Here is a 26,222-nt window from a genome sequence, read left to right on the forward strand (position 1 = left end):
CCAGCGGCAGTGTGAGCGACGCAGACGCGGCCAAGCGTCCTGCGACAACGGACACAATCTGACCCCTGTGAACCATCAGTCAATTCCGGCGTTTCTCAGGTCGGTTAAGGTGGGAGCGCCGTCAGGCAGCAAGCTCTCTGAAAACTAATCCGCCCAGATCCAGATGATAACGACCGGCAGCGCAATCAATGCCGCCCAAGCGAGCCAGAACGCTCGTGGCCAGCGCTTTTCTGATGGGCCGTCCGAATGATCCGGAATATCGTCTGTCATTCCGTGGCTTTCTCACCCGCGGTCCATCTATGCTTCATCAAAGTTTCCCTTTCCAAGGCACCAGCAGAGCCTCCAAAAACCGGATCGCGGCGGAAAATGCGAAAGCGCAGATGGCGATAATGCCGATGCCAACGAAGACGACGTCGGTTGCGAGGAATTGGGAGGCCGACATGATCATGAAGCCGATACCGCGTGTGGAGGCGATCAACTCGGCAGCGACAAGGGTTCCCCAACCGATGCCGACGGCGATTCGCACTCCAGTCAGAATTTCAGGCAGTGCCGATGGCAGTACGATATCTATGAAAAGCTGCAGGCGGCTTGCGCCGAGCGAGCGGGCCGCGTTGACGCGCTCGATCGGCAATGATCGGACACCGGCCTGGGCCGATAGGCAGATGGGAGCGAACATTGCGAGCACCAGCAACGTGATTTTCGATGTCTCGCCAATACCGAGCCAGATGATCATCAAGGGTAGATAGGAGAGGGGAGGAAGCGGCCAGTAGAACTCGATGGGCGTATCGAGAATGCCCTTTGCCCAACGATTGAGCCCCATCAGCAGGCCCAGCGGAATGCCCGCGGCAACCGCGACGATCCCGGCAACGACGATGCGAAACAGGCTGGCGCGAATATGCTCGAACAGGGACGCACCCGCATAACCATCGCGATAGACGACGCTGATCTGAGCAAGGACCTCGTCAGGTCGCGGAAGGAAAAGACGTGGGACGAGACCGAGTTCTGAGACGAGCCACCAGAGAAAGACGATCGCAACCCCCGTTGCGATGCTGATCGAAACCGTCGGCTGTTCGCCGACCCCGAAACTCGCCATTTTCACGACCTTGACCTGCGGCTTCGAAGGTACCGTGGCGAGTGACGATGTATCTGTTACCTCACTCACGCGGCGCTCCTGAAATCGTTGCCTCGGTGAAGAATGCTGCGGATCTCCTCGCGCAACTCCGCGAACTCCGGCGAGGCCTTGATGGAGCGCGCATCGCCGGTTTCGGCAAAGCGCTTTACGAAATCGAGATCGAAATGCGCTACGACGCGGCCTGGCCGCGGCGACATCAACAGGACCTGAGTGCCGAGAAACAGCGCTTCTTCGATCGAGTGGGTGATGAAGAAGACTTTTTTGGCCGTTTTCGCCCAGACAGAAACCAATAGTTCCTGCATCTGCTCCCGCGTCAGGCTGTCGAGCGCGCCGAAGGGCTCGTCCATCAACAGGATGTCCGGATCGGTCGCGAGAGCACGCGCGATTCCGACGCGCTGGCGCATGCCGCCGGAAAGCTCGTAAGGAAAGGATTTGGCGAATTCGGCAAGGCCGACGAGGCGGAGCAATTCCAATGCTTGGTCATTTCGCGCCTGTCTCTTGACGCCAGCGAACTTCAAACCGAGAGCCACGTTTTCGATGACGGACGTCCATGGCAGAAGCGAATCCTTTTGGAATACGACGCCGCGATCGGCGCCAGGGCGCTGGACGGCGCGGCCATCGAGTGTGATCGCTCCTTCCGAGAGCGGAAGGAACCCTGCGATGGCGTTGAGCAGGGTGGACTTGCCGCACCCCGAAGCGCCGAGCGCGACGACGAAACCACTCTCGGGGATATCGAACGATACCCGATCCAGCGCATGAACGGTTCGGCCATCGCGGGCTGCAAAGAAAACGCTGGCACGATCGACTTTCAGCATCTGTCATTTCCATAAGGTTCGACGCCGGCGCACTGGATTGCGCGCCAGCGTCAGGGAGGATCAGTTCGTGGCGTTGTTCAGCGCATCGGCGGTAACAAAGTTGCCGTAGTTCGGCAGGACGTCCGACACTTTGCCCTGTTCTTTCAGGAATGTTGCGGTGTCCTTGAGGATCTTCGCCGCGCCAGACTTCTCGCCGCCGCCAAGCCAGGCGTCGGACGCCTGCACCTCTGGCGTCAAGAGCGTCAGGTTCTTGAGTGCCGCAGCCTGCTGTTCAGCGGTGCCGCCCAGGAGCTTGGCAAGCGACTTGGCATTGTCGCTATCTGGACCCCATGCCGCCTTGTCGGCTGCGAACGATGCATAGTTCTTCGTGATGACCGAAGCGAAGCTCTTCAGGAATTTGGGATTGTCTGCCGCAAATTGCGATGTCGCCACCCAGGCGGAGAAGGTCGGTGCGCCCTTGTCGGCGACATCCCTGGATGTAACGAGCACCTTGCCGTTCTTCTTGAGTTCGGTCAGCGCCGGATCCCAGACGAAGCCGCCGTCGATGTCGCCGCGGTTATAGCTCGCAACGATCTCAGGCTGGGGAATTGCGAAGACCTGAACATCCCTCTCGGACAGGCCGAGTGACTTGATCAGCGCGAGCAGTTGATAGTGGTCGGTGGAAACCGGCGCTGCGGCAAGCTTCTTGCCCCTCAGATCATTAAGGCTCTCAATGCCCGCGTCGTTGCGCACGACCAGCGCTTCGTCGATGCCCGAGATCGACGAGAGGTAGAAGGCCTTGACCTCCAGCCCGCGCGAGGCCGCAGCTGCAAACGGGCTCGAGCCGACATAGCCGATCTGTACGTCACCGGAGGCGATGGCGGCGAAGATCTCGGCGCCGGAGTTGAATTTGCGGAAGTCGATATCGTATCCGGTCTCCTTCGCAAAGTCGCCATTGGCGATGGCCACGGATGAGGGGAGGGCGTCGGTCTGATAAGCGACCACAACCTTCCTGTCCGCTGCATCAGCAGTGGCAGCGGCGATGGTCAGGCTGCCGACGCCGATCACGACTGCAGCCAGTAGATTTTTGATATTCATGGTGATGCCCCTTTTTTCCCTGGCCTTCGAGCCGAATAAAATCACGCTCAAAACCTAGCGTCGGAGAAAGGCAAGGAAGAGAAATACCAAACTATAATCATAGATTATGGGGATAAATATTTATCGTCGCTGGCGCCTCTGCGGATTGTTTTAGGGGTGCAGCGTCCCCACGCCCGGGCCAAACCCTCTACCAAACTTGGTCGGGGGCCGCAGACCGCGCGACAAAAATATCACACTTCCTCTTGCATGCCCTTGTCTTCGAATTAAATTTATAGATACCCGGTCGCCCAGTAATGGGGCCGGGCTGAGTCAAGCAGGCGTCAAGACGTCTTCGGCTTGGCGCTGTCTTGTATCCATGTTGCTTCGAAGGAGGATATGGCTATGAGAAGCACTTTCGATTTCTCCCCGCTCTTCCGGTCGAGCGTCGGCTTCGACCGAATGTTGAACGCGCTTGAGGCTGCGAGCCAAACGGTGCCAGCGGAAAACTGGCCCCCGTACGACATCGTGAAGTCCGGCGAGGACGACTATCGTATCGTCATGGCAGTGGCCGGCTTCTCGCAAGACGATCTGAGCATCACGCATGAGCAGAATATGCTGATCGTGTCGGGCGAAAAGGCCGACAAGGATGCTATCCAGTACCTGCATCGCGGCATTCCAAGCCATATGTTCGAGCGTCGCTTCGAGCTTGCCGACTATGTCAAGGTCACGGCAGCCAAGCTTGTCGATGGTCTGCTGACGATAGATCTGAACCGCGAAATCCCCGAGGAGATGAAGCCGCGCCGCATCGAGATCGCAGGCGAAACGGCACTCCAGCAGGGGAAGGTGCATCAGATCGACGCCGAGGCGGCCGCTTAAGCACCCCAAATCCAGCGTTGTAGGCAGGTGCCGGGCAAGTGCCCGGCACCAAGAGTGATTTCTGGGAACAGAAAGGAGAATCGTTATGACCGTCCGTGACTTGATCCCGTGGAGCCTGAACAACGGCTCGAAGGTTCCCTCACCGATCGGCGACAAAGAGCAAAATCCATTCCTGTCACTGCACCGTGAAATGAACCGGCTGTTCGATGACGTGTTCCGTTCCTTCGACAGCCGTTTTTCCGGCTTTGGCAGCTTAGCGTCCTTCAACGGCGGCTGGCCAAATGTCGAGGTGTTCGAGACGGATGAGAAGATCAAGGTGGCAGCCGAGCTGCCCGGTCTTGAGATAAAGGACGTCGAGGTCCTGCTGGACAACGGCGTGCTGACCCTGAAGGGCGAAAAGCGCTCGGAAACCGAAGATGGAGAACGGCAATTCTCGGAGCGCTACTACGGCCGCTTCGAGCGTCGAATACCGCTCGGCTGTGAGGTCGAGGAGGACAAGGTCGACGCAACTTTCCGCAACGGCGTGTTGAGCGTTTCGCTGCCAAAGACCGAAAAGGTGCAGTCGCGGGTCAAGCGCATTACGATCAACAGCTAAGGCACGCTTCAAGGCCAGCGGCATCCTAAGGGACCGCTGGCTGTCCTTCGCCAACTGCGGAGGGATGAAAGATGGAGGACCTTATCGCCGCAACTTGCCCACAAAAATCCGCGCTAAAACAGGCGCTGCCTGATGATGGTCTGGCCGCAATCACCTCAACCGATGTCCAAACCGACACCCGGGCAACGGGGTGCTCGCTATTTCCAGATGATGCCCTTGCGCACATCTTCAAGCCGGGCCGCAATGTGATGACGTCTGGTTCGACCCCCGCCAAAGGCTGGTGCCTTGCGTTCGAGCGCCGCAGGGCGCGCTTCATCGAGCCGTTGATGGGCTGGACGGGCGATAACGATCCGCTGACGCAAATCGAACTCCGCTTCCCGACATTGCAGTCGGCCATACGCTATGCCGATCGCCAAGGGTTGCGCTATGTCGTGCGGGGTGGTTTTTCGGGAAACTCCAGGCCCTCCGTCCCAAAGGATTCGAGCATCCGTTGATGAAACCAACCGTAAAGAAGCGATGCTAAACGCGCGGCCCTTCAGCAGACGATCGGCATTCGGCATCGTCAACCGCATTGCCGGTGTCGCTATTGCCCCGTCTCCCTTACATCTTGGTGTTCCGTCGGGACCTATGCAGCACTTAAGCGTCCGACCTGGCATCGCCCCTGTTGCGCTTGCGGCGCTCAAGACGTTGATCAAGCAGAGGAATGGGGCGAACCTCATTGTATCTGGCTCTCGTGGCGAGCCTTCGATTCTAGGCTTTTCAGCGCTGGCGACCACGGCATTTGGTGCATATGTTGCCGGCGTTGTCGATAGCGTTACGGCGCTGTGGTTTTGCAGCAATTGCCCACTGCGTAGCATACCGGAAGCCTCGGATTTCCCCAGGGGCTGCCTGAGCAGTAGGTCAAAGAAAACAAGTTTTGGCACTCGGTAGCATGGAGTGCTAAATTTTTCATCTCAACCTCTTGAAACCGATTTGCTCCCAAACCAAATCGATTTTCCGCATAGCCCAGAAGGTCAACCTTGAAGGCAGTTTTGTCTAAAAGAGGTGGCGTTTTGTTGGGGCATGGGGCGGCCTGAGACCGATTGTCGCCACGGGCACGGGACGACAACAGTCGGTGGCGCCAACAGGAGGATGAGAGAGGCGAGGGAGGAGGATGACTGCGCATTCGACCTTTGCAACACCCGCAATTGGTGCGTTCGTTTCATTCTTCATGATTTTGGTCCCACTGCCGGCCTTGCCGGCCGAGCCGCAGGCAGGGGCCGTTGCCGCCAAGGCGGGCAGTCTTGCCGATGTACTCGATGGAGTGACGCCGGCCGTCGTCAACATCGCCGTGAGATCTGGAACCCCCGGGGAAGCCAATCCTCTTTATAATGATCCTTTTTTCCGCCGCTACTTCAACCTGCCCGACGCGCAGCCGCGGATGAGCGCCGGTTCCGGCGTCATCGTCGACGCGGCAAAAGGCTATATCCTTACCAACCACCACGTCGTCGCGGGCGCCGACCAGATCATGGTAACGCTGAAGGACCGCCGCCGGCTTTCTGCCGAGCTGATCGGCAGCGACAAGGCGACCGATATCGCGCTGCTGAAGATTAGCGGTGACAATTTGACGGCGCTGCCCTTTGGCGAATCCGACAAACTGCGGGTCGGCGACACGGTCGTCGCAATCGGCAATCCCTTCGGGCTTGGCCAAACCGTCACGGCAGGCATCGTCAGCGCACTTGGACGAAGCGGCATCAACATCGAGGGCTATGAGGACTTCATACAGACGGATGCATCAATCAACCCGGGGAATTCCGGGGGCGCGCTGGTGAGCGCCGAGGGCCGTTTGATCGGGATCAATACTGCAATCATCGCGCCGGCCGGCGGGAACGTCGGCATCGGGTTTGCCGTCCCGATCGCGATGGCCTCAGCAGTGATGAAACAGCTCATCGAGCACGGCGAGGTGCGCCGTGGCCGCATCGGCGTTGCCATCCAAGATTTGACCCCTGATCTTGCACAGGCGCTTGGAATTGCCGACACCAAGGGGGCAGTTGTGAGCAGCGTCGAGGAGCGCTCGCCGGCTGCAGCTGCCGGGTTGCAGGCCGGCGATGTGATAACTAATGTCGGCGATCGCGCAATCGCAGGCTCAACCGATCTTCGCAACCGAATTGGCCTTGCCGAGGTAGGCTCCGAGATCGCAATTACCTATGTGCGCGATGGCGTACGCGACACGGCAAGGGTGCGCATCGAAGCCGATCGTGGCGCAGCAAAAGCTCAGATGCCTGATCGGTTGCAGGGTGCGCGATTTGACGAAGGGTCCGGCAGTGTCTCGGTGGTCAGTGTCGAGGAAACCAGCCCAGCCGCGCGTGCCGGACTTCGCCCCGGCGATGTGATCGTTGCCATCAATCGCAAGCCGATCTCGACGATCACGGATTTGAACGCGGCGTTTGAAGGAGCGACTGAAACGATTGCGCTCGAAGTCGTTCGCGGCGGTCAGAAACTGTTCCTCGTGATCCGCTGAGAGATCAAGGGTCCATGCGACACGTTCATCGGTTGGAAAAAGAGATGAGAAGATCTGCTCGATGGAAAATTGCAAGTTGGAACCGTAGTGTCCAGTCTGGCGTCCGTTCCGGCGCTTTCCCGGCGATCGTTTGTCGGCCTGACGAGCTTTTGGCTGACAACGCCGTACCTGCGAGCACTATCCGCCCGGCGGCGTTTCCAGGTTCAAGAGCACTTGGCCCCCAAATTAGCACTCTATGCAGCCCCGCTTCTTGGGCATCAGACAGGTTTGCTGTTGAATCGAACCCGGCGCAGCGCTGGCTTGCGGGAAGTCCGCGGCCCCTAGGCTGTGATGAAGTCATGTCAGCGCGCAAAGCGCTCGACGGTGACATGAAACCGAAAAGCGCGCGTGAATGCGCGGCCGCAAAAACTGCACCGGATCGACCACAGTCTCATCACGCCCTTGCCGGCATGCTCGATGCCGTTTCGGCTGACGCTATGTTATGTCGCCACAACGACCAGCACGAGAAAGGAGATAGTGCCTGCCAACCACCCTGATCTGCTGCCACTGACAAATACGCCGCGCGTCTGCGGGCGTGGTTTTTACCGCCGATTCTCTGCTCACATGAGGAGGTTTTGTCGATGAAGATCGCTCAGATAGCACCACTTGCGGAACGAGTTCCGCCAAAATTCTACGGAGGAACCGAACGGATCGTCTCGTACCTGACAGAGGAGCTCGTCCGGCAGGGACATGACGTGACCTTGTTCGCCAGCGGCGATTCCATTACGTCCGCTAAACTTGTTTCCTGCTCCGACGTCGCCCTTCGTCTCCATACCAGCATAAAAGACCCTTTGCCGTACCAGGTCGTTATGTTGGAAGAAATCCGCCGGCGCGCTCAGGATTTCGATGTGTTGCATTTCCACATTGATTTCCTGCATTTTCCGGTGATCCGGGAATTTGCTGATCGGACGGTTACAACGCTCCACGGAAGACTGGATCTGCCTGACCTGAAGCCCCTGTACAGAACGTTCGCCGACATTCCGCTTGTGTCGATCTCAAACGATCAACGCGTGCCAATGCCCGCCGTTGGTTGGGCAGGAACCGTCTATCACGGGTTGCCCACCGATGTTCTTCCGTTCGCCGAACGTCCATGCGGTGGATATCTCGCTTTTCTCGGGCGAATTTCACCTGAAAAGCGCCCTGACATGGCAATCGAGATTGCAGCGCGCGTGGGCATGCCGCTCAAGATCGCCGCCAAGGTGGATGCCGTCGACCACGTCTATTGGGACAGCGTCATCAAGCCGATGGTCGAGATGCATCCAAATGTGGAATTCATCGGCGAAATCAACGAACATCAGAAGGCTAGCTTCCTGGGCAACGCCAGTGCTCTTCTCTTCCCAATCGACTGGCCGGAGCCCTTTGGGTTGGTCATGATCGAAGCCATGGCCTGCGGGACGCCGGTGCTGGCCTTCCGTCGCGGCTCGGTTCCGGAGATAATCGAAGATGGCGTTTCGGGGATTGCCGTCGATAGCGTTGCGGAAGCCATTGAAAATATTGAGTGGCTTTTGAAGCTTGATCGTCGGCAGGTCCGCGCTGCATTCGAGCGCCGTTTCACTGCAGAACGCATGGCCAAGGATTATCTGGCAATCTATCGAGGATTGCCTGGTGTGCGCTTGAAAGCTGCGCCGCTACGCCGTGCTGCCGGAGGGACTACAGAACTACAGGTTGTCGCATAGGAGGATCCGTCATGCCGGTGCATAGCCAGGAGATCGCGTCGCCCGCTGTTCGGGGCGGCGGGCCTCCGGTCCAGTTCTTCATTCCCGCGGCTGCGTCTTTGCAGGAGAGGCGGCCGCGCACGTTGAAACATGGCGATACGTTTTGCGTTTTCGACCATAACGGAGATGCTCTGTCAGGCCCAGGGAGTCCAGAAGGACTGTTTCATCGCGACACGCGGCATCTTTCCCACCTCTACCTGACGGTCGGTGGACAGCGCCCCCTTCTCCTGTCGTCTTCGCTCAGGGACGACAATGCGACGTTGACTTGCGATCTAACCAATACAGATCTCTACGACCACGACCGCTTGGCGATCGCCCATGATCTGATTCATGTCCGCAGATCGCGGTTCCTGTGGCAAGGGAGCCTGCATGAACGAATGACAGTGCGCAATTTTGATGATGCGCTACATACGGTTTCCCTGGAGATCGCCTTTGGCGCAGACTTTGCCGATCTTTTCGAAGTGCGTGGTACAAGCCGCGCTCGGCGAGGAAAGATCGGCAGCCCGATCATCAACAGTGATTCCATTTTCCTGAGCTATGACGGTCTCGATGGCAGGAAAAGGGCCACACGCATCAGCTTCTCGCCTCCGCCTGCCGAACTGAGCGCAGGAAAAGTCCGATTTGAGCTCGATCTGCAGCCGCAGAGGACGCAGACCTTTTTCCTGCGCATCGATTGCAACCCGGCAGATGAGGATAAAGCGGGTTTGAAACCATTCTTTATCGCCATGCGTGACGCCCGTCGTGCCCTGCGCGCGTCATCGAAGCGAGCGGCTTCAATCATTTCATCAAACGAGATTTTCAATGAAATGGTCCAACGGAGCGTGTCGGACCTCTACATGCTCGTCACCGATACGGCGGAAGGACCTTATCCATACGCCGGAATTCCTTGGTTCAGCACCGTGTTCGGACGCGACGCGTTGATCACGGCGCTCGAGACATTATGGCTGGATCCGGCAATTGCCAATGGGGTTCTGCGGCATCTCTCTGCCAATCAGGCCACTGATTTTGATCCGATCGCCGACGCCGAACCGGGAAAAATTCTTCATGAAGTACGCTTCGGCGAAATGGCTGAGCTGAAGGAGGTGCCGTTTCGACGCTATTATGGCAGCGTCGACGCAACACCGCTGTTTGTAATCCTGGCTGGCGAGTACTTCAAAAGGACCGGCGACCTGGAAACAATAAGAAGTATCTGGCCAAACATTCGGGCGGCTCTTGATTGGATCGTTGAGCATGGCGACCGCGATGGTGACGGCTTCGTTGAATATGGTCGACAGACGCACGAAGGGCTGATCAACCAAGGTTGGAAGGACAGTCAAGACAGCATTTTCCATGCCGACGGCTCCTTGGCGACTGGCCCGATCGCGCTGGCCGAAGTGCAAGCCTATGCGTATGGTGCCTTTATGGCAGCAGCAGAGCTCTGCCGCAAACTTGGCGAACGTCCGCGCGCCATTGCCTTAACGGCACGCGCAGTTGCCCTGCAGAAGAGCTTCGACGTTGCATTCTATGACGAGGAATTGGAAACGTATGTTTTGGCCCTCGATGGGTCTAAACGCCCCTGCCGCGTGCGTACGTCCAATGCCGGACATGTCCTGCTGACAGGTCTTGCGCTTCCGGGACATGCCGCGGCCGTCGTCCGCACGCTTTTGAGTGGCACTTCGTTTCCGGGTTGGGGAATACGCACAGTAGCTTCGACTGAGGCGCGCTACAATCCCATGAGCTATCACAACGGGTCTATCTGGCCCCACGACAATGCGTTGATCGGGATCGGAATGGCGCGTTACGGACTTAAGAGGGAGGCAGCCAGAATTCTCGAGGGGCTGTTTGCCGCGGCGAGCTACATCGATCTCAGGCGATTGCCCGAACTGATCTGCGGCTTTCCTCGTCGGCGCGCTCAAGGACCGACTTTCTATCCGGTAGCTTGCGCGCCGCAGGCCTGGGCGGCGGCAGCCCCCCTGTCGTTAATACAGTCGTGCCTCGGCATTCTCTTCGATCCGATCGAAGGCCAGGTGACCTTCGATGAACCAGTGCTGCCGGCGTTCCTCGACGAAGTGATCGTCAGGAACCTTTCGATTCCCAAAGGAACAATCGACGTCGCAATTCGCCGGTCCAGAGAAAATGTGGTGGTCGATGTGCTTGACAGAAAGGGAGATGTCAAGATTTTAACGGCTGCATGAGAGAGGCGACGGCCTCAGAAAGAACGTCCCCAACAGGGTCGAACAGCAAGCGGAAAACTCGCCGAGACCGATGGGGACTTCCCTTCACCGCGAAGGACAATGCGTCTGACGCATCAGGATCCGCTCGGGACGGCAACGTCGAATGCGGCACCTTCGCATAGATCGTCGGCAAGCTGTATCGTGCCGCCGTGGGCTGCCAGCATGGCGCGGACGATATCCAGGCCCATGCACGTGCCGCCTTGCTCGCGGCGAGTGGAGAAAACCGTGTAAAGATAAGTTCCCGGTTTCCCGAGAGAATGGATAGCGGAATGCCACACATTGCTGCTGGGAAATTGCATTAAACGTTCGCGATGGCGTCCGTTCCCGACGCCTTGACTCAAGTGGCAGTCCTCGGGCGCGGTTGCGTTCACGTTTGATGGGGGCCGATCAATTGAGTTTCAAAGAGGAACCGGCCTTTCCCGACGGTGATATCTAATTTGCCACTGAACCCAGGGAGGCGACCAGCGCCTTTACGTTCCCGTAGCAATTCTTCCCGCATAGTAAGGTCAAGCAAAACGATAACGGGACGGTTCGGAAACTCATTCGTACCGGGTCCACAGGTTGTCTTAGCGTTTTCGGCGAACAGTCTACTCGGATTCGCAAGCATCCAAGTTCCTGATGAGACAAGATATTACCCTCTTGAGGATGAGTTAGTGGTGACAAATTCCGATAACTTCGATCTAACGAACTGGAAACTCTGCCTGCCGATCGACGAGGATGGTGGAGCCATTGGTACGGCTTTGGAGATCCTGGAACTCACGGGCTTCGAACATTCGTCCTATTTCTACATGGCCGACGATGGGGCGATGGTGTTTCGCGCGATCACTGATGGCGCCTTGACCAAGGGCACGACGTGCGCGAGGTCGGAGCTGCGCGAGATGGATGGTCACTCGTTAGCCTCCTGGAGCTTGGATGAAGGAGGCACGATGACTGCGACCTTGAAGGTCGATGAGGCGCCGCAAATGACGGACGGCGCGGATGGGCGTATCGTCGTCGGCCAGATTCATGGTTCGGAAGACGAACTGGTCAGGCTCTATTGGGAGAATGGTGAAGTCTATTTTAAGAGCGACAAGGGCGGAGACGGCAACGATTCCTTGAGATTCGACCTCACCAATACAAGCGGTGAAACGCCGCAAGTTTCTCTTGGGGAGCAGTTCTCCTACGAGATTGACGTTCACGGAGATACGCTGACGGTCATCCTCTATGCGGGCGGGGACACGTACACGTCGGTAACAACGGTCAGTTCCGCCTGGGATGGCGAACAGTTCTACTTCAAGGCGGGTGCCTACCTTGGAAGCAATGAGACGAACAGTACCGGCGCTGGGCAGGTATCATTTTATGGGTTTGATTTTTCTCACGTACCAGGCGACGGGTTGGGCGGGCTGGTGAGCACGGTGACAGCCGATGACGGGACGAGCGACTATGCGGCAGACTCAACCGGAACGATCGGCAATGATGTGCTTACGGGCGGTGAGCTCGCTGACGTCATCTACGGATATGGTGGCGATGACGTAGTTCGCGCAGGTGCCGGCGACGACAGGATTGTGGGTGGCTCTGGCGCTGACAAGCTGCTGGGGCAGGACGGCGCCGATGTGGTTTCCGCAGGGGCGGGCGATGATATCGTCTATGGCGGGGACGGTAACGATACAATCGATGGCGGTGCCGGCAACGACACACTCAAGGGCGAAACCGGCGCGAATACGATCACCGGCGGCGACGGAGACGATACCGTCTACGGTGGGGCAGGTACCGATGACCTGAGTGGTGACGCCGGTGCCGATACGATCGTCGCAGGTGAGGGCGACGATTTCCTCAGTGGCGGCGCGGATAATGATAGGCTCTATGGCGGTGAAGGCGCCGACCGGCTATACGGCCAAGCCGGTGACGACATGCTAGTCGGTCAGGGCGGCGCTGACCGGCTGGTCGGGGCAGACGGCAATGATACGCTCTATGGCTATAGCGATAGTGACAAACTTTATGGCGACGCAGGAGCGGACAAGCTGGTGGGCGGTGACGGCGACGACACGCTCTACGGAGGGGCCGGCGACGACCGACTTTATGCCGACGAAGGCGCTGACAATCTCTACGGCGGAACGGGCGCAGACACCTTCGTCTTCACTTCGCTCGATCCGTCGACGTTAACTTCCACCGGCCGCGACGACATCTACCAGTTTTCTAAGGCTGAAGGCGATATCATCAATCTCAGCTCGATTGATGCGAACATGACCATTAATGGTGGTCAAGCCTTCGATTTCATCGGGACTGACGCGTTTTCAAAGCAAGTCGGCGAATTGCGCTATGTCAATACCGGTTCGGAGACCTACATCTATGGCGATGTCAACGGTGACGGCGCTGCGGACTTCTCGATCCACGTCGATGGCGTCGTCCAGCTTCAGAGCAGCGACTTTATCCTCTGACGGACAACAGGTGGTCGCACTGTCCGCTTTCCCTCAAGCTCGCCACGGCACGAGGTGCTAGCTCGAAATTAGCGCCAAATGTGAAAAGACGTCACATATTGGTTTGACCGGCGAAGAGGTATTTACAGCCATTGACCGCCTTTTGATTTGGCACCCTGTGTGATTTTCCCACTCGCGTGAACTCACGGGTTTCATATTCGTACATTCGACATTACTTTTATATAAAAAGTTGTATGATCTTTCAGTTCGTGTAACAATTGAAGTTGTGGGGTGTTCACGCTTCTCTTGAATGGGCTTTTGGGGGAAAATTAGCTTAGGAACAAGGATGGGAGGATCCTGTGAACTTGCAGCAAAGAGCAATTTTGAAGGCGGCGCTTGCGGATATTGAAAATCTCGCAGCGCCCAGACATATCGATCGGGTGAGTGCGGCACTTGGTATGGACATGGTTCAATTCGCCAAGCTCGGCGCCGACGGCATGAAACAGATCATCTACAGCGCGCTACTGTTAGGCAGCACTGCTGCGACAAGCGCTTCCATTCAGAAAAGATGGCGCGACGCAGCACAAATCAAACTGCCGTCCGCTTCACCAACACGCAACTGATGTCTGTTTCCCGACCGTTTGCAGCGATTTCGGACTATCTCAGAGCAGCGGAAGCGCGTCGAGCTTCAATGCTGCAGAGTAGCTGGTTTCCGAGGAGATTTTCGATTGGCGCTGACCGGCGACACGCTCGAATTCCGTGGGATCTTGGAGGGCCTCGCGCGTCATCGCCGTGAGACGTTTGAACCTGTCGAGGCACTTTGACTGAAGCGGTTCGCCGCTGTCCGAGGCGAGCTTGATGATGGCGGCGAGTGGGCGCAACGCATAGACATGGTAGTCAAGGGCTTTCTCTCCACGCGCCAGTTCCGCCGGCAGGAAGCCGCGATCATCTACCTGGCAAGCGCCGATCTCGAAACTCGTTTTGCCCCATGTCTTGAAATCAGCATTATCGAGAAGAAAACCGACGGCAGCGACCGACAGGCCCGCCCAATAACGGTGATTATTCGTCTTCGACTTCGGGCCGAGGCGAAACGAATAAGCGTCCATGGTATCGCGGGCAAGTGTGCTGAACCATGTCGAGTAAAGCGCCTTACGCTCACTGGAGAGCTCAACCCGTTTGCTGGCCGACCGAACCGCAAGTGCGATTTCGGCTACCCAGCGGTCGCGGCTAAGATAGGCGTCAACAGTGCGCATGTCCGTCAGCGCCATCGCGGCCGCCCACCGATCGACATTATGCAGTACGCATTCTGCCCGCGCCTGGGCAACCAGCGAACTATTTGATCCGGCATAGGCAATGTTGGTCAGCAGCCGAATAGAGTTGCGTATTGGCTGTACGGTCCTATCGCGCGCTTCCAAGGCCTCCTCGTTGATCGAGGATTTTGACCTGTCGTCAGCCCTGTACTTCGATTGGGTCTGCAGCATTGCGGGCGGCGCAGGAATGCTGACGCAAAGAGGAACCTGTTCGGGTTCCGCGCCCGGTGTCCCGCTGCTAAAGCCGTTGGTGGAAAGGGAAGAAATACTGCCGGTTTGGATCGTATAATCCTTCTGGGCGGCGACAGCCGCGGTCGCTTCTGACGCCACGGTATCCTGCTGGTCAGAAGTGCCTAAAAGGCGGCCACTCAGATCTGAGAATAGGGTTGTCAGCCTCTCTGGAGCGGTTGGCGACTGGATTGTAAGCCTGTCGGACACGGCTGACGCTTCCTGAGCACCGCAGATGGTCGGGGAGAATATGTTGATTGCAATAATAGTCCCGACTTTGAACGCATTTACTCTCATCTTTATCTCCCGCGTTTAGGGAGAAAATAGAGGACACGAAGCAATATTCTCTTTTGGGAATGTATAAAATTTTATGCAACCTAATTTTTATTTAGCATTGAAGACGTTGACTTCAGAGATTGCAATTTACGGAATGAGTTAAGTAAATTTTTACTATAGATGGATTCTCCATATTTGGCTGATCGTTGTGTCCGTTTTTGGAGCGTTCTCCATGAATGTCAGCAGCAATGATCAGCTATGCGAGCGCAAAAGCGTTTGGATGACCGGACTAATTGTGGTCCATAGATTGGCATCGTGCTGTCCGCGATATGTGTAGGTCCGCGGGTAGACACGCGGCCTTGCGGTGGGCTTCGACTTGGCGTTGCTGGTCATTGCGCGTTTACGCTTGGCGCGTGCCTTTGTCTGGCGATTCTCTCTTGGTCGTGCAGTTGACGGAGCGTTGCGCCGTTGCCTCAGTCGTCGAGAACTCACATAAATCAATTTTCGGTTAATGCTGCAGTGCACAAAAAATGAGCGCCATGTGCACAAATTTTGATCAAGTTATAACATGTTGATATTGTTAATAAAATTATAAAGCGGACGCCACGCCTATGTATAGGGTTACCTAATACTGGCTCAAAACGAGTGTGCCTAATTTTGATGCAAATATAAGCTTTCGATTATGTTGATAACCGAGTCTCGTTATGTTGACGTCATAAAGAAATGCTGTATTGCAAAATCGAAAGGGGCGCTCTTCGTACATCCAACATATAGATCTATTTGAATTTATTGTGGCGGTTAGGAAAGCGACATTTCTATTCTTTATTGATCGAAAATTGTGGGAAAGGGTGCAGTGGTGGGCAAGAAAAATTGGCGTGTAAGTATTTTTGGTGCGGGTTATGTTGGGGCCGTATCGGCCGGTTGTCTTGCAAAAGACGGCTTCAAGGTTGTGGCTGTCGATCCGGACCAGTACAAGGTCAAGTGCATCTCCGAAGGCCACTCTCCAATCTACGAACCAGGCTTGGCTGACCTGATCGAAACGGGTGTCGAGAACGGCCTCTTGACGGCGACCAGCGACTATATCGCCGCGATCAACGAGACCGATATCTCGTTCTGCTGCCCGGGTACGCCGAGCCGTGAAGACGGTTCGCTGGACACGAGCTATGTCAAGCTGGTCTGCGAGCAGATCGGTGTTGCATTGCGCGACAAGAGCGAATTCCACATGGTCGTTATGCGCTCGACGATCCTTCCAGGCACCGTCGAGGACGTGGTCATCCCGGCTCTTGAAGGCGCCTCCGGCAGGAAGGTCGGAATGGACTTCGGCCTGGCCTACTACCCGGAATTCCTGCGCGAAGGTACGGCAATCGCCGACTACTACAGCCCAGGTGCGATCGTCTTTGGCCAGTACGAAGGCGATGAGAAAACCGTTCAGGCCCTGCATGACCTCTGCGCCTCAGTCGAAGTCAAGCCGCACGTCATCCCGATCCGCAGCGCCGAAATCGTCAAGTACACCAACAACTGCTGGCATGCGGTAAAGATTTCCTTCGCCAACGAAATCGGCAATCTCTGCAAATCCGTCGGCATCGACAGCCACGTCGTGATGGATGTTGTCTGCGCCGACACGCGACTCAACATTTCCCGCGCCTATATGAAGCCCGGCTTCGCCTATGGCGGCTCCTGCCTTCCGAAGGACCTACGGGCGCTGCGTCATTTCGGCAAGATGCAGAACGTGTCGACGCCTGTTCTCGACGCCACTGTCGAGGCGAACCAGTATCAGCTCGAGCGCGCCTTCCGCCTCGTCAATCGATCCGGCGCCAAGAAAATCGGCCTTCTCGGCCTGACCTTCAAGTCGGACACGGACGACCTGCGTGAGAGCCCGCTAGTGCTTCTGGCCGAACGCTTGATGGGTAAGGGTTACGAGCTGTCGATCTATGACTCCAACGTCTCGGTCAATGATCACGGCGGCCGCAACTACATCTCGCACCTGGCGAGCTTCATGCGTTCGTCGCCCGAGGAGGTCGTGTCGGAGAGCGAGGCCATCGTGGTTGGCATCAACGGCCAGGGCACCAAGGATGCCCTGAAGGGCGCGCGGGAAGGCGTTAAGGTCATCGACCTTGTCCGTATCCCCGTCGAGATGCCGTCAGGCGTGCACTACGAAGGTCTCGTCTGGTAAACCCTGATGTTGGGCGTCCTCAAGCATATCATTTTCGTCCTGCTGTTGGCTCTGTGTGCCGCGCTGCTGCCGCAGCAGGCATTCGACGAGAAGGCACGAGACGCCGCATTGGTTGTCGGCGTCATTGGGCTGTGGCGTTGGTCTTGGGGACTGCTCCATCTGCTGCGCAGCGTCTGGTTCCGGCTCGTCCGGTTCCCGGCGATGCGTCGAGTGGCGGAAGCGGCAGCGAAGTCGCAAGGGTTGGGGCATGCCTACTTCCTGATCACGAGCTTCAGGATCGATGCCCCGACCACCACCAAGGTCTATAGCGGCGCTTTCGTCGCGGCAGCCAATGCGCCCGCCGGTGCAACGATCGTCTGCTCGATCGTTGAAATCGGCGACGAGCGGCTCATTCGTCGCCTTGCCGAAGTAATGTATGGCGACAGCCTGCCGTTCCGGCTGGAAATCGTCCGCATTCCCGGGACGGGCAAACGCGATGCGCTGGCCGCCGGCTTCCGTGCCATCGCGGCGCTCAACCCGGCTGGCGACGATACCGTCTCGGTGATCGACGGCGACAGCATTGTGCCGCCCGATCTCGTCGAACGGTGCGCCTGCATGTTCCTGATCAATCCGAATCTGGGCGCGCTGACCACCGATGAGGTGTGCACCGTCGAGGGCGCGGAAATCTTCAAGCAGTGGTATTCGATGCGTTTTGCGCAGCGCCAGATTCTGATGTCGTCGCATGGACTTGCAGAGCGCGTGCTGACGCTGACCGGGCGTATGTCGATGTTCCGCGCGCGGCTTGCCTGCGATCCGGATTTCATCGATCACGTGCAGAACGACTATATCGACCATTGGCGCCTCGGCCGTATCCGCATGCTCACCGGTGATGACAAGTCGAGCTGGTTCTGGCTGCTGAAGAACGGCTACAACATGTATTACGTGCCGGACGTTCAAGTGGAGACAATCGAGCAGCCGCCGAGCCCGAGCTTCATTAGCTCCGCCTATGTACTGATGACCCGCTGGTTCGGCAACATGCTGCGCACAAATGCTCGTGCCCTTAATCTTGGGCCGATCAAAATCGGCGCGTTTACTTGGTGGTCGATTCTCGATCAACGCATGTCGATGTGGACCAGCCTGTCGGGCATCACGCTTGCCCTTCTCGGGACCGCGATGATCACACCGTGGACGGCCGCCTTTTATGTCCTATGGGTCATCGTCTCGCGTTACATTCTGGCGCTGACCTTCCTGACCGTGCGTCCGTCGATCAATCTGGTCTATATCCCGCTGCTCTACTTCAATCAGATCTTCGGCTCGGCAGTGAAGGTGCTGATCTTTTTCCGGCTCGACCGGCAGAAGTGGACGCGCCAGAAGACCGCCTTCAAGCGGACGGATTCCCGGTTCGACGCGGCCTTCAAATTATGGTCGTCCCGGCTGGTCAATACCGTTGCCGTGCTGGTCTTCGTCTCGGTTCTCGTCTTCCTCGCCAATCTCGGTAGCTATTTCACGGACGAAGTGCCGGAACGCTTGCCGAAAATCACTGACAGGGTGTTCTGATGACTGCGGTTGCTGTGCCCAAGCGTCGCGAACGGGAGTTCCCGCGCTTCAAATTGCCGCTGGCAGCGCTAATCGACGGAAAGCGCACCGAGGTATGCGACTGGTCGGTGACCGGTCTTGGGCTCGCCGAGGTCGCGCTCACGCAGGCTCCAGGCGAACACCTCGCCGTAACCCTGCTCGTCGAGACCGAAGGCTCCTGCCTCGAGCTGGCCCTCAGCACGCGCGTCGTCTGGGTGAATCCAGACGAACGACGCGCCGGCCTACAAATTCTCGACCCTGCGGAGAAGACGGCGCCCTTGGCGCATTTCGCCGACCTCTATCTCGCCGGGCGGGTCGTTCAAAGCGGTTCAAAAATATACGTATTGGGAAATCAGATGGCAGAAATGGAAAATGCTAAGGCTGCGGTGGTCGGTGTGACGTCGTCGACCGGGAACGGTCTTGCAGGTCGTATATTCGGGCTATTGATATTCGTCATCATCGGCTTGGCCGCTTTCTCGTTCCTCTCCAATATCGTCTACAAGAGGCTGTTCACGTTCGAAGCTGTTTCGGCGAGCATTGCTGCGGAGACGGTCACGGTTTATCAGCCACGCGATGGCGTGGTCGAATTTGCCGACCTGCCGCAAAAGGTGAAGCAGGGGGACCGTCTGGCGACGATCGCCCTCGATGCGCCGACCGCCGACGGCAGGTCGACGGTGGAAGTTCTGTCTGCCTGCGACTGCTATGTGTTGTCGGTCGACCATCCGGGCTCGACCTATGGCCGCGCCGGCGGCCGGATGCTCTCGCTCGTCCGCCAGGATGCGAGCCTCTACGTGTCGGTTCGCGTGCCGTTCCGCCGTCTCGCCAATATTTCCGAGAAGCCGCAGATCTCGCTCAGCTATCTCGACGGCGTCGAGGCGAAGAACGTCGACATCGTCTCCATTCCCAAGGTCACCGAATACACCGCCACACAGCTTGAGATTCAGGTGCAGCCGGGTCGCAGCTTGGACCCGTCCATGGTCGGACAGCCGGTGCTAGCGACCTTCGACACGGCGCCTTGGCACTGAATTGCAAAGATTGAGATCCATTGCGCTGACGAAGCTGGGGGCATGACAATGAGCATACCGACAAAGTCTGTAAAAATAACGCCGGCGATCATGATCGGCGGAAGCGGTACGCGGCTTTGGCCGTTGTCGCGCAGTAATATGCCGAAGCAGTTCCTGCGACTAGTCGACGACCGCAGCCTGTTCCAGAACACACTGGCACGCGTTAACGACGCGATGTTTTCGGCGCCCTGGCTGCTGACCAGCCGTGCCTTCATCGATATGGTCAATGCCCAGGCGCGGCAGATGGAGCAGGAATTCGCCGGCATCGTTCTGGAGCCGCTCCAGCGCGGTACGGCCGCGGCGCTTGCGGCCGTTGCGGTTGCCGCGAGTGAGGGCGACGCGGACGCACTCGTGCTGGCCATGCCGGCTGATCATGTCATCGACGACCCGGCTCTCTTCCTGGAGGCTGTCAAGAAGGCGGTGCCGCTGGCCGAGAGTTCCAAGATCGTCACTTTCGGCATCGTGCCGACCGAACCGGAAACCGGCTTTGGCTATATCCGTCCCGGCGAGCCCTATGTCGTGGACGGCGAGGAGCTCGGCGCGCTGGTCAACCAACCTGGGGGATTCCTCGAGAAGCCGGATCTGGAGCGAGCCAAGCAGTTCGTCGAGATGGGATACCTCTGGAACGCGGGAATTTTCCTCTTCCGCGCATCGGCGCTGGTCGAAGAACTCAAGCGGCACGCCCCGGCCGTCTATGAAGCCGTTGCGGCCTCGATCGCCGGCGGCACGAGCCGTGACCTCGGCAGCCATATGCTGCTGATGCCCGCGGAGGAGCACTTCGCTCGTTGCCCGCTCGACATTCCGATCGACACGGCGGTGCTGGAAAAGAGCGCCAATGTCGCAGTGGTACCTTGTGATGACATTGGCTGGGCCGACATCGGCTCGCTGTCCGCCCTCTGGGATATCAGCGACAAGGACGAGAACGGCAATGTGCTGCGCGGCGACAGTTTCGTCTCGCAGTCGCGTAATTGCCTCGTGCATGCACAGTCCGGCCGTCGCGTCGTTCTCAGTCACATCGAGGACATCATGGTTATTGACAGCGAGGATGCTGTCGTCGTGCTGCCTAAGGCTCAGGCCCAGCGGGTGAAGGAAATCGTCAACTCGCTGAAGAAGATGGACGCCCCAGAGGTCAGCTTCACCCGTAGTGCGCTGAAGAGCTGGGGAGCGGTCAAGATCGACCGCAGCTACGGTGACAGCCAGGTCTGCGCAGTGAGTTTCCAAGGCAAGAACTCCGTCACCTACATGGTCTCCGGTGCCGAGCGTGAGACATGGCTCCTGCATGGTGACCAGCGTGCCGAGTACGGCGTGGACGGGCATTTCACACCCTTCGTGTCTGGCAATCCGGTTTCCTTCAGCAGGGGACAGGTGGTGACGATCCGCAACGCTTACGGACTGTCCGAGTTCACTTATGTCCGCAAGGACCCTGATCTCAACTGGAAGATCGACGACTGGTTCCCCCAGGTGGCCGAGGTCGAAGCACCGAAGGTCCGTCTGGGCTGAGCACGAGGGATAGGAACGAGATGAACGCGCCTGCGGATATAACAGTGGAAATTTCTGACCGAACGTTTCTCGTGCTCGGCCTGAGTTCCAGTGGTCTGATCGTGCCGCTGGTGCAGGAACTGCTGGGCTTTGGCGGGATTGCGCGCGTTGCCATGGTTAAGGGCGGGATGGCCTGGAAGGGGGATGTTCTCGTTCGCGCCGAGCAGTCAGGCGACGAGATTAACCTGGCTCTTACCGGCGGGCCCGAGCAATATCTAAGGCTGGTCAGTGCGCTCAACTGGTATGGGGGACGCAACCCGTCCTTTGCCGATCGGTTCGCCGACACGATTCCGCCTGATGTTCGCAGTGCTTCCGCAGGCCTTGGCCGGTTCGCCAAGCTGGCCGGCCTCGGCGTGGTCGCAATCGTATTGATCGGATTGATCTTCCAGCTGACTTCGCAGCGCAGCATGAGCGCCGCCTCGCAGATGGCCTATGTCGCCATGCCGGGCGCGGAGCTCGATTCCCATACTGCGGGCGAGGTCGTCTATGTGAAGAATGCCGGCAAGGTAGCGAAGGGGGAATTCTTTGCTGCACTCAAGACCTCGCAGGACTACACGAAGTTTCTTGAGGCCAGCAATGGCGGTGAAATAAGTGCCCAGGCCGTCGCGCCACAGGACTATGTGCGCAAGGGTACGCCTGTCGTGCGCCTCTCGGATGAGGGCGCGAGGCCCTATGTTGCAGCCTATGTCAAGCTGACCGATGTGGTCATCGCCCTGAACGCGGCAGAAGCCCGGATCGAGTTCCCCAAATCCGGGCGGACGGTTTCAGTTCCGATCGATGCACGAAACTATGTCAACAGCACCAAAGTCTTGACTGACGAGGACGGCAAGGCCTTAGCGGAAATTAACGTCAGGATCCCGGACGGCGTCGACATTCCTGTCGATGAACCGGTGATCGTCAAGTTCCAACGGTCGGTATGGAGCCCCTCGGTGATGTTGCCGCAGTGGCTGAAGACCGTCTCCTCGCTGCTGTCGTAAGGATCGAATGGCATGCGCACCTCTTTGACACTGATTGCAACACCTGTGGTCAAGGGCCTTGTTGGCTTGACCACCCTGGCAACGCTCCTATCGGTTGTACCAACGGGCATGAGCCTCCACGCCGTCCATGCGCAGGAATTGACGGTCGGCGAGCAGAGCCCGCAGTTGGACCAGCTCGCTCCGGCTGAACGCGAAATCACTGAGGACAGCCTGAAATATGGGGCGGAGCTTGCGCTGACGCGCTGGCAGGCCCTGCGCGACGACGAGAAGTCACGCAGTTTCGACGGTTATTTCGAGATCTTCAAGGAAGTGGCTCGCATCGAGAGCCTCGATCATGCGACCCAGATCGCCGGCGTTGACGTGCGCAGCCGGCTGGCCGTTGTGGCCTCCGAGCTGCACAAGCAGATGAACGCGCAAGGACTGTCGGCACGTGACGCCGGCCTCAGCGCGCTGAAGACCCTTATCGACAGTTCAGGCCAGTCGTTGTCGACGACGGATCCGGATTCGTTCAAAGTGCGCTACACGCTCATTCTCGACTACATGTCCGGGATGGATGCAGCCAAGCTCAGCCTCGATCTTGCTAAGCGGCTGGCTCAGTCGAAGCTGAACGAACTTGCCCTCGATATCTATGTCGATTTCCTGCCGCTCTATTTCCACGGTCTGACCTCAGCAGCTGATCGGCAGGAGCTGATGAAGCTCGCCAGCGCGAATGCGGGCGCGGTCGCCGACCCGGCTGTCTTCCGGGTGCTAACTGATCTGCTGCGCATGTCGCCGCGCGCCGAAAAGGTCGAACTCGCCCAGCTAGTATTCGACCAGATCGATGTCGACGTCATCCGGCATGCCCGCGATACTGCCTCCGACTCCGTCAGCCTCGTCCTGTCCGCATGGGTCGATGCTGTGGAACGTGCGCACGGCGTCAAGGCAGTGGGCGATATCGCGGCACTTCACGAACGTGCGCGGCTCAGCCTCGATACGCGTGCCTTCGAGCTTCTGACCCTGGCGGAAAGGGACGAGGCGATTCGCAACCGGCTGGTGTCGGATGCGGTTACTGCCGACATCCGGGATGAGCGGCCGCTGGTGGGCTATGACAGGGCGGTCAATCTGGCGCTGCCGCCGGCCGTCGCCGTCGATAGCTATCTCGCGCTCATCCACAGCTTCTCCATAGCCGGCTACGACAATTACGTGAAGGTCCTGGTGGAGCTCGTTGCTGGTGCCGTCAAGTCGAGACAGCTGCAGCTCAGCGATGGGCAGGTCGTGGCGTTGTTCCGCGATATTGAAATCGTTCGTGATCCCGCTTTCATCCTGGCGCAGGGACAGGACATACCGGGTGCGGCAAAAATCTCGCAGATCACCGCACTGCGTGCCGACATCAGGACAATCTTTTCCCTTCCCGTCGACCAGCCGATCGGGGCGAAAACGATCGCTAGCGGGCCGGCCGCGACGAAGGCCCTGCAGGTGGCTGCGAGCTTGACCAACGGAGAACTCCCGAATGCGGCGGCTCTCGCGAAGCTCGATGCTTCAAGCGACGACGACGTTGCCTTGCTGACGCAAGTGGCGACACGGCTCTGGCAATATGCCGGCCGTCGAGAACTGCTTGCCGAATTCGTCCGTGGCGGATCCGATGCCGATCTTAGGCAGGCGGTCGCGCTCGGCGTAACAGACTTTGCCGGTTTCCGTGGTACTGAGGGCAGCGGTGCCGGCTTTGTCGCCGCTATCGGCGACCTGTTGACTTCGACCTCGGGCGAGGGGCAGGCGCTGCTTGCTGCCTCCTTAGGTCGGGTAGCCGAGCCCGCAAACCTGCGGGGCGAGGCGCTGGCGCGCTATGCGCGTTATCTGGCCGCGGGCGGCCAGTCCGGGGCTCCGCTTGCCACCGCCGCCGATGCCGACAAGGTCGCCGTCGACGAGGCGGACGCCATCTTCGGCAATGTCGACGTCGCGACCACCCGCGTAAAGGCAGTATCTGATTACAAGGCACGGGTCGGCGAGTTCCGCCGCTTGGCCGAAGCCCGCGCCAGCGTGCTGGACGACAAGGGCTGGCTGAACAGCGCCATCGCGCCGGCAAAGTCTGTGCCCGCTACGCTCGACTTCGGTGGAGCATCAACCATCAGCGATGGGCGCATCGCCCTGTCCTCATCAAAGGAAAACAACCTGCCGACGGCCGGCCGGCCCTTCATGCCCAACCTGCTGCTCGGGCGCGAAGCGGTCACCTCGAGGATTCCTGTGCCGCCGCTGCGGGAGGCGAACGAGGCGCTTGCCGACATTTCCAAGCGCGGCGAAACGCGCGCCACCCGCCTGATCCGCTTCTCGTCTGAGCATTTCGACGAGATCATCAACCTCGGTGTCCGCGAATATCTCTACCTCAATTCTGAATCGACCGTTCCACGCATCATCTTCGTCACGCGTGGAGTGCTGACCATGAGCGAGCTCATCGCCCAGGTGCGAGCGACCGATCCGGATGCGATCTCGCTGGACGGCAACGAGGTTACGCTGAACGTGCCGCTCGCCGTCAACGACGGTGCCTCGCTGGTCGTCAGCGGCCAGGAAATCAAGTCGCTGAAGCTTAATACCAAGGCCGGCGCCTTCATCGTCAACAGCGGCAATATCTATTTCGATGGCGTGACCGTCTCATCGGTGGATGTAACGACGGGTCAACCAAGCTATGTCTACGACCACGAGAAGGGCATCTTCTTCCGTCCCTTCATCCTCAGCTGGAGCGGCAGCGAGACCCTCGCCGTGGATTCCCGCTTCGTGGCGCTGGGCTATGCCGGCGGCCGCACCTACGGCATGTCGCTGTCGTCCGGTTCGACCGACACAGTGGCCCGCAAGGTCCAGGCGGCCGCGCCAACCGGCTATTTCATCAACAATTCGTTCGAGAACCTCTATTACGGTTTCTACGCGTTCGAGGCGGAGGACATCGTCTTCGTCGGCAACGAACTGGTCAACGGCGTGATCTATGGCCTCGACCCGCACGACCGGTCGAAGAACCTGATGATGGCTTACAACACGGCCTACGGGACGCAGAAGAAGCACGGCATCATCATTTCGCGCGAGGTCGACGACAGCTTCATCCTCGGCAACCTCTCGTTCGAGAACCACGGGTCCGGCATCATGCTTGACCGCCAGAGCTACGGCACGATCGTCTATGCCAACGATGCGAGCCGCAACGAAGGCGACGGATTCGCCGCGATGGAAAGTCCTTGCGCTCTCGTCGACAGCAACATGTTCTATGGCAATGGCCGATCTGGCGTGAAGGTACGCAATTCCTGGGACGTTCATGTGGAGGGCAACCAGATCCGTCACAACAAGGCGGCTGGCATCGAAGCCTATATCGACAACCTCAAGGTCGCAGAGCAGAGTGAGTTCCGCGATTTCGTCGAGGACCCGTATTATCCCATCGCAACGGTAGCTGCCCGTGACAACCTCCTAGAGAATAACCGCGTCGGTCTGATGACCCGCGGAGCGTCCGAGGCGATGTTCTACGGCAACAAGTTCGTCGACCAGCTGCCTCGCTACGTTTCGGGTGATCTCAAGCCGCTCGGGCTCGACGTCGTCACGCGCAATATGAAGACGGGTGTGCTGGTGCGCTCGGTCTGCGTGCCGCGCATTCCGGTGAAGAAGCAGTGCGCGCTGGCGGAGAACGGCATCATCATTCCGCAGTCCCTGCAACCGGAATTCCGCGCCGACGAGGCCTCGACCAATTATTGCATCAACGCTGCGGGCTCGCCGCAATCGGATGCGTTCAACGCGCAACAAGGGGAGTGAGA

The 26,222-nt window shown here is 58.4% G+C and carries 19 protein-coding genes; 14 read left to right on the forward strand and 5 right to left on the reverse strand.

Features of this window, described 5'->3' with window-relative positions:
* Positions 1 to 144 precede the first annotated feature (144 nt).
* From BLP23_RS34960 to tauA, 4 genes are all read right to left on the reverse strand, one after another.
* Positions 145 to 270, reverse strand: a complete 126-nt coding sequence (locus tag BLP23_RS34960; protein WP_267890083.1) for a hypothetical protein — start codon at positions 268 to 270, stop codon at positions 145 to 147.
* Between the two features lie 37 nt (positions 271 to 307).
* Positions 308 to 1,093, reverse strand: coding sequence for an ABC transporter permease subunit (locus tag BLP23_RS15360; RefSeq protein ID WP_092586095.1), 786 nt, complete (start codon positions 1,091 to 1,093; stop codon positions 308 to 310).
* 65 nt (positions 1,094 to 1,158) lie between these two features.
* Positions 1,159 to 1,947, reverse strand: a complete 789-nt coding sequence (locus BLP23_RS15365; RefSeq protein ID WP_092585672.1) for a taurine ABC transporter ATP-binding protein — start codon at positions 1,945 to 1,947, stop codon at positions 1,159 to 1,161.
* 60 nt (positions 1,948 to 2,007) lie between these two features.
* Positions 2,008 to 3,024 carry a taurine ABC transporter substrate-binding protein gene (gene tauA / locus BLP23_RS15370; protein ID WP_092585673.1) on the reverse strand — a complete coding sequence of 339 codons (1,017 nt, stop codon included), beginning with the start codon at positions 3,022 to 3,024 and terminating at the stop codon, positions 2,008 to 2,010.
* Positions 3,025 to 3,405: 381 nt separating this feature from the next.
* Between tauA and BLP23_RS15375 the strand changes: the two genes are divergently transcribed.
* From BLP23_RS15375 to BLP23_RS15410, 8 genes are all read left to right on the forward strand, one after another.
* Positions 3,406 to 3,879, forward strand: coding sequence for an Hsp20 family protein (locus BLP23_RS15375; protein WP_092585674.1), 474 nt, complete (start codon positions 3,406 to 3,408; stop codon positions 3,877 to 3,879).
* Positions 3,880 to 3,964: 85 nt separating this feature from the next.
* Positions 3,965 to 4,474 carry an Hsp20/alpha crystallin family protein gene (locus BLP23_RS15380; RefSeq protein WP_092585675.1) on the forward strand — a complete coding sequence of 170 codons (510 nt, stop codon included), beginning with the start codon at positions 3,965 to 3,967 and terminating at the stop codon, positions 4,472 to 4,474.
* Between the two features lie 71 nt (positions 4,475 to 4,545).
* Positions 4,546 to 4,968 carry an NADH dehydrogenase ubiquinone Fe-S protein 4 gene (locus BLP23_RS15385; protein ID WP_092585676.1) on the forward strand — a complete coding sequence of 141 codons (423 nt, stop codon included), beginning with the start codon at positions 4,546 to 4,548 and terminating at the stop codon, positions 4,966 to 4,968.
* Between the two features lie 659 nt (positions 4,969 to 5,627).
* Positions 5,628 to 6,974: a Do family serine endopeptidase gene (locus BLP23_RS15390; RefSeq protein WP_092585677.1), complete on the forward strand. Its 1,347-nt coding sequence runs from the start codon at positions 5,628 to 5,630 to the stop codon at positions 6,972 to 6,974.
* 620 nt (positions 6,975 to 7,594) lie between these two features.
* Positions 7,595 to 8,689, forward strand: coding sequence for a glycosyltransferase family 4 protein (locus tag BLP23_RS15395; RefSeq protein ID WP_092585678.1), 1,095 nt, complete (start codon positions 7,595 to 7,597; stop codon positions 8,687 to 8,689).
* An 11-nt stretch (positions 8,690 to 8,700) separates the two neighbouring features.
* Positions 8,701 to 10,902: an amylo-alpha-1,6-glucosidase gene (locus BLP23_RS15400; protein WP_092585679.1), complete on the forward strand. Its 2,202-nt coding sequence runs from the start codon at positions 8,701 to 8,703 to the stop codon at positions 10,900 to 10,902.
* A 695-nt stretch (positions 10,903 to 11,597) separates the two neighbouring features.
* The gene (locus BLP23_RS15405) at positions 11,598 to 13,358 is read left to right on the forward strand and encodes a polysaccharide lyase family 7 protein (protein ID WP_167363898.1); all 1,761 of its coding nucleotides are present in this window, start codon (positions 11,598 to 11,600) and stop codon (positions 13,356 to 13,358) included.
* Positions 13,359 to 13,696: 338 nt separating this feature from the next.
* Positions 13,697 to 13,960 carry a hypothetical protein gene (locus BLP23_RS15410; protein ID WP_092585681.1) on the forward strand — a complete coding sequence of 88 codons (264 nt, stop codon included), beginning with the start codon at positions 13,697 to 13,699 and terminating at the stop codon, positions 13,958 to 13,960.
* A 39-nt stretch (positions 13,961 to 13,999) separates the two neighbouring features.
* Here the strand turns inward: BLP23_RS15410 and BLP23_RS15415 are convergent, their stop codons facing one another.
* Positions 14,000 to 14,977, reverse strand: a complete 978-nt coding sequence (locus BLP23_RS15415; RefSeq protein ID WP_167363899.1) for an alginate lyase family protein — start codon at positions 14,975 to 14,977, stop codon at positions 14,000 to 14,002.
* 1,030 nt (positions 14,978 to 16,007) lie between these two features.
* Between BLP23_RS15415 and BLP23_RS15420 the strand changes: the two genes are divergently transcribed.
* The 6 genes from BLP23_RS15420 to BLP23_RS15445 are packed head-to-tail and all read left to right on the forward strand — an operon-like array spanning position 16,008 to position 26,220.
* Positions 16,008 to 17,324 (forward strand): nucleotide sugar dehydrogenase, encoded by a 1,317-nt coding sequence (locus BLP23_RS15420; RefSeq protein WP_233426717.1) that lies wholly within the window; start codon positions 16,008 to 16,010, stop codon positions 17,322 to 17,324.
* Positions 17,325 to 17,330: 6 nt separating this feature from the next.
* A complete protein-coding gene (locus BLP23_RS15425) occupies positions 17,331 to 18,860 on the forward strand; it encodes a glycosyltransferase (RefSeq protein WP_022713803.1) in 1,530 nt (509 codons plus the stop codon).
* On the forward strand, positions 18,860 to 19,903 hold the full coding sequence (locus BLP23_RS15430; RefSeq protein ID WP_092585684.1) for a PilZ domain-containing protein: 1,044 nt from the start codon (positions 18,860 to 18,862) through the stop codon (positions 19,901 to 19,903). The genes BLP23_RS15425 and BLP23_RS15430 overlap by 1 nt, the downstream gene beginning before the upstream one ends.
* 48 nt (positions 19,904 to 19,951) lie before the next feature.
* Complete coding sequence (locus BLP23_RS15435; RefSeq protein WP_167363900.1) at positions 19,952 to 21,442, forward strand: mannose-1-phosphate guanylyltransferase/mannose-6-phosphate isomerase; 1,491 nt, start codon at positions 19,952 to 19,954, stop codon at positions 21,440 to 21,442.
* 44 nt (positions 21,443 to 21,486) lie between these two features.
* Positions 21,487 to 22,458 (forward strand): hypothetical protein, encoded by a 972-nt coding sequence (locus tag BLP23_RS15440; RefSeq protein ID WP_139187068.1) that lies wholly within the window; start codon positions 21,487 to 21,489, stop codon positions 22,456 to 22,458.
* Positions 22,459 to 22,470: 12 nt separating this feature from the next.
* On the forward strand, positions 22,471 to 26,220 hold the full coding sequence (locus tag BLP23_RS15445) for a right-handed parallel beta-helix repeat-containing protein (RefSeq protein ID WP_092585687.1): 3,750 nt from the start codon (positions 22,471 to 22,473) through the stop codon (positions 26,218 to 26,220).
* Positions 26,221 to 26,222 lie beyond the last annotated feature (2 nt).

The organism is Rhizobium mongolense subsp. loessense, from assembly GCF_900099775.1.
GTDB classification, from domain to species: domain Bacteria; phylum Pseudomonadota; class Alphaproteobacteria; order Rhizobiales; family Rhizobiaceae; genus Rhizobium; species Rhizobium loessense.

What these genes read in the sequence shown, in the direction of transcription:
- BLP23_RS34960 (WP_267890083.1), bottom strand. Translation starts at nt 270, where the DNA reads ATGACAGACGATATTCCGGATCATTCGGACGGCCCATCAGAAAAGCGC.
- BLP23_RS15360 (WP_092586095.1), bottom strand. Translation starts at nt 1,093, where the DNA reads ATGGCGAGTTTCGGGGTCGGCGAACAGCCGACGGTTTCGATCAGCATC.
- BLP23_RS15365 (WP_092585672.1), bottom strand. Translation starts at nt 1,947, where the DNA reads ATGCTGAAAGTCGATCGTGCCAGCGTTTTCTTTGCAGCCCGCGATGGC.
- tauA (WP_092585673.1), bottom strand. Translation starts at nt 3,024, where the DNA reads ATGAATATCAAAAATCTACTGGCTGCAGTCGTGATCGGCGTCGGCAGC.
- BLP23_RS15375 (WP_092585674.1), top strand. Translation starts at nt 3,406, where the DNA reads ATGAGAAGCACTTTCGATTTCTCCCCGCTCTTCCGGTCGAGCGTCGGC.
- BLP23_RS15380 (WP_092585675.1), top strand. Translation starts at nt 3,965, where the DNA reads ATGACCGTCCGTGACTTGATCCCGTGGAGCCTGAACAACGGCTCGAAG.
- BLP23_RS15385 (WP_092585676.1), top strand. Translation starts at nt 4,546, where the DNA reads ATGGAGGACCTTATCGCCGCAACTTGCCCACAAAAATCCGCGCTAAAA.
- BLP23_RS15390 (WP_092585677.1), top strand. Translation starts at nt 5,628, where the DNA reads ATGACTGCGCATTCGACCTTTGCAACACCCGCAATTGGTGCGTTCGTT.
- BLP23_RS15395 (WP_092585678.1), top strand. Translation starts at nt 7,595, where the DNA reads ATGAAGATCGCTCAGATAGCACCACTTGCGGAACGAGTTCCGCCAAAA.
- BLP23_RS15400 (WP_092585679.1), top strand. Translation starts at nt 8,701, where the DNA reads ATGCCGGTGCATAGCCAGGAGATCGCGTCGCCCGCTGTTCGGGGCGGC.
- BLP23_RS15425 (WP_022713803.1), top strand. Translation starts at nt 17,331, where the DNA reads ATGTTGGGCGTCCTCAAGCATATCATTTTCGTCCTGCTGTTGGCTCTG.
- BLP23_RS15430 (WP_092585684.1), top strand. Translation starts at nt 18,860, where the DNA reads ATGACTGCGGTTGCTGTGCCCAAGCGTCGCGAACGGGAGTTCCCGCGC.
- BLP23_RS15435 (WP_167363900.1), top strand. Translation starts at nt 19,952, where the DNA reads ATGAGCATACCGACAAAGTCTGTAAAAATAACGCCGGCGATCATGATC.
- BLP23_RS15445 (WP_092585687.1), top strand. Translation starts at nt 22,471, where the DNA reads ATGCGCACCTCTTTGACACTGATTGCAACACCTGTGGTCAAGGGCCTT.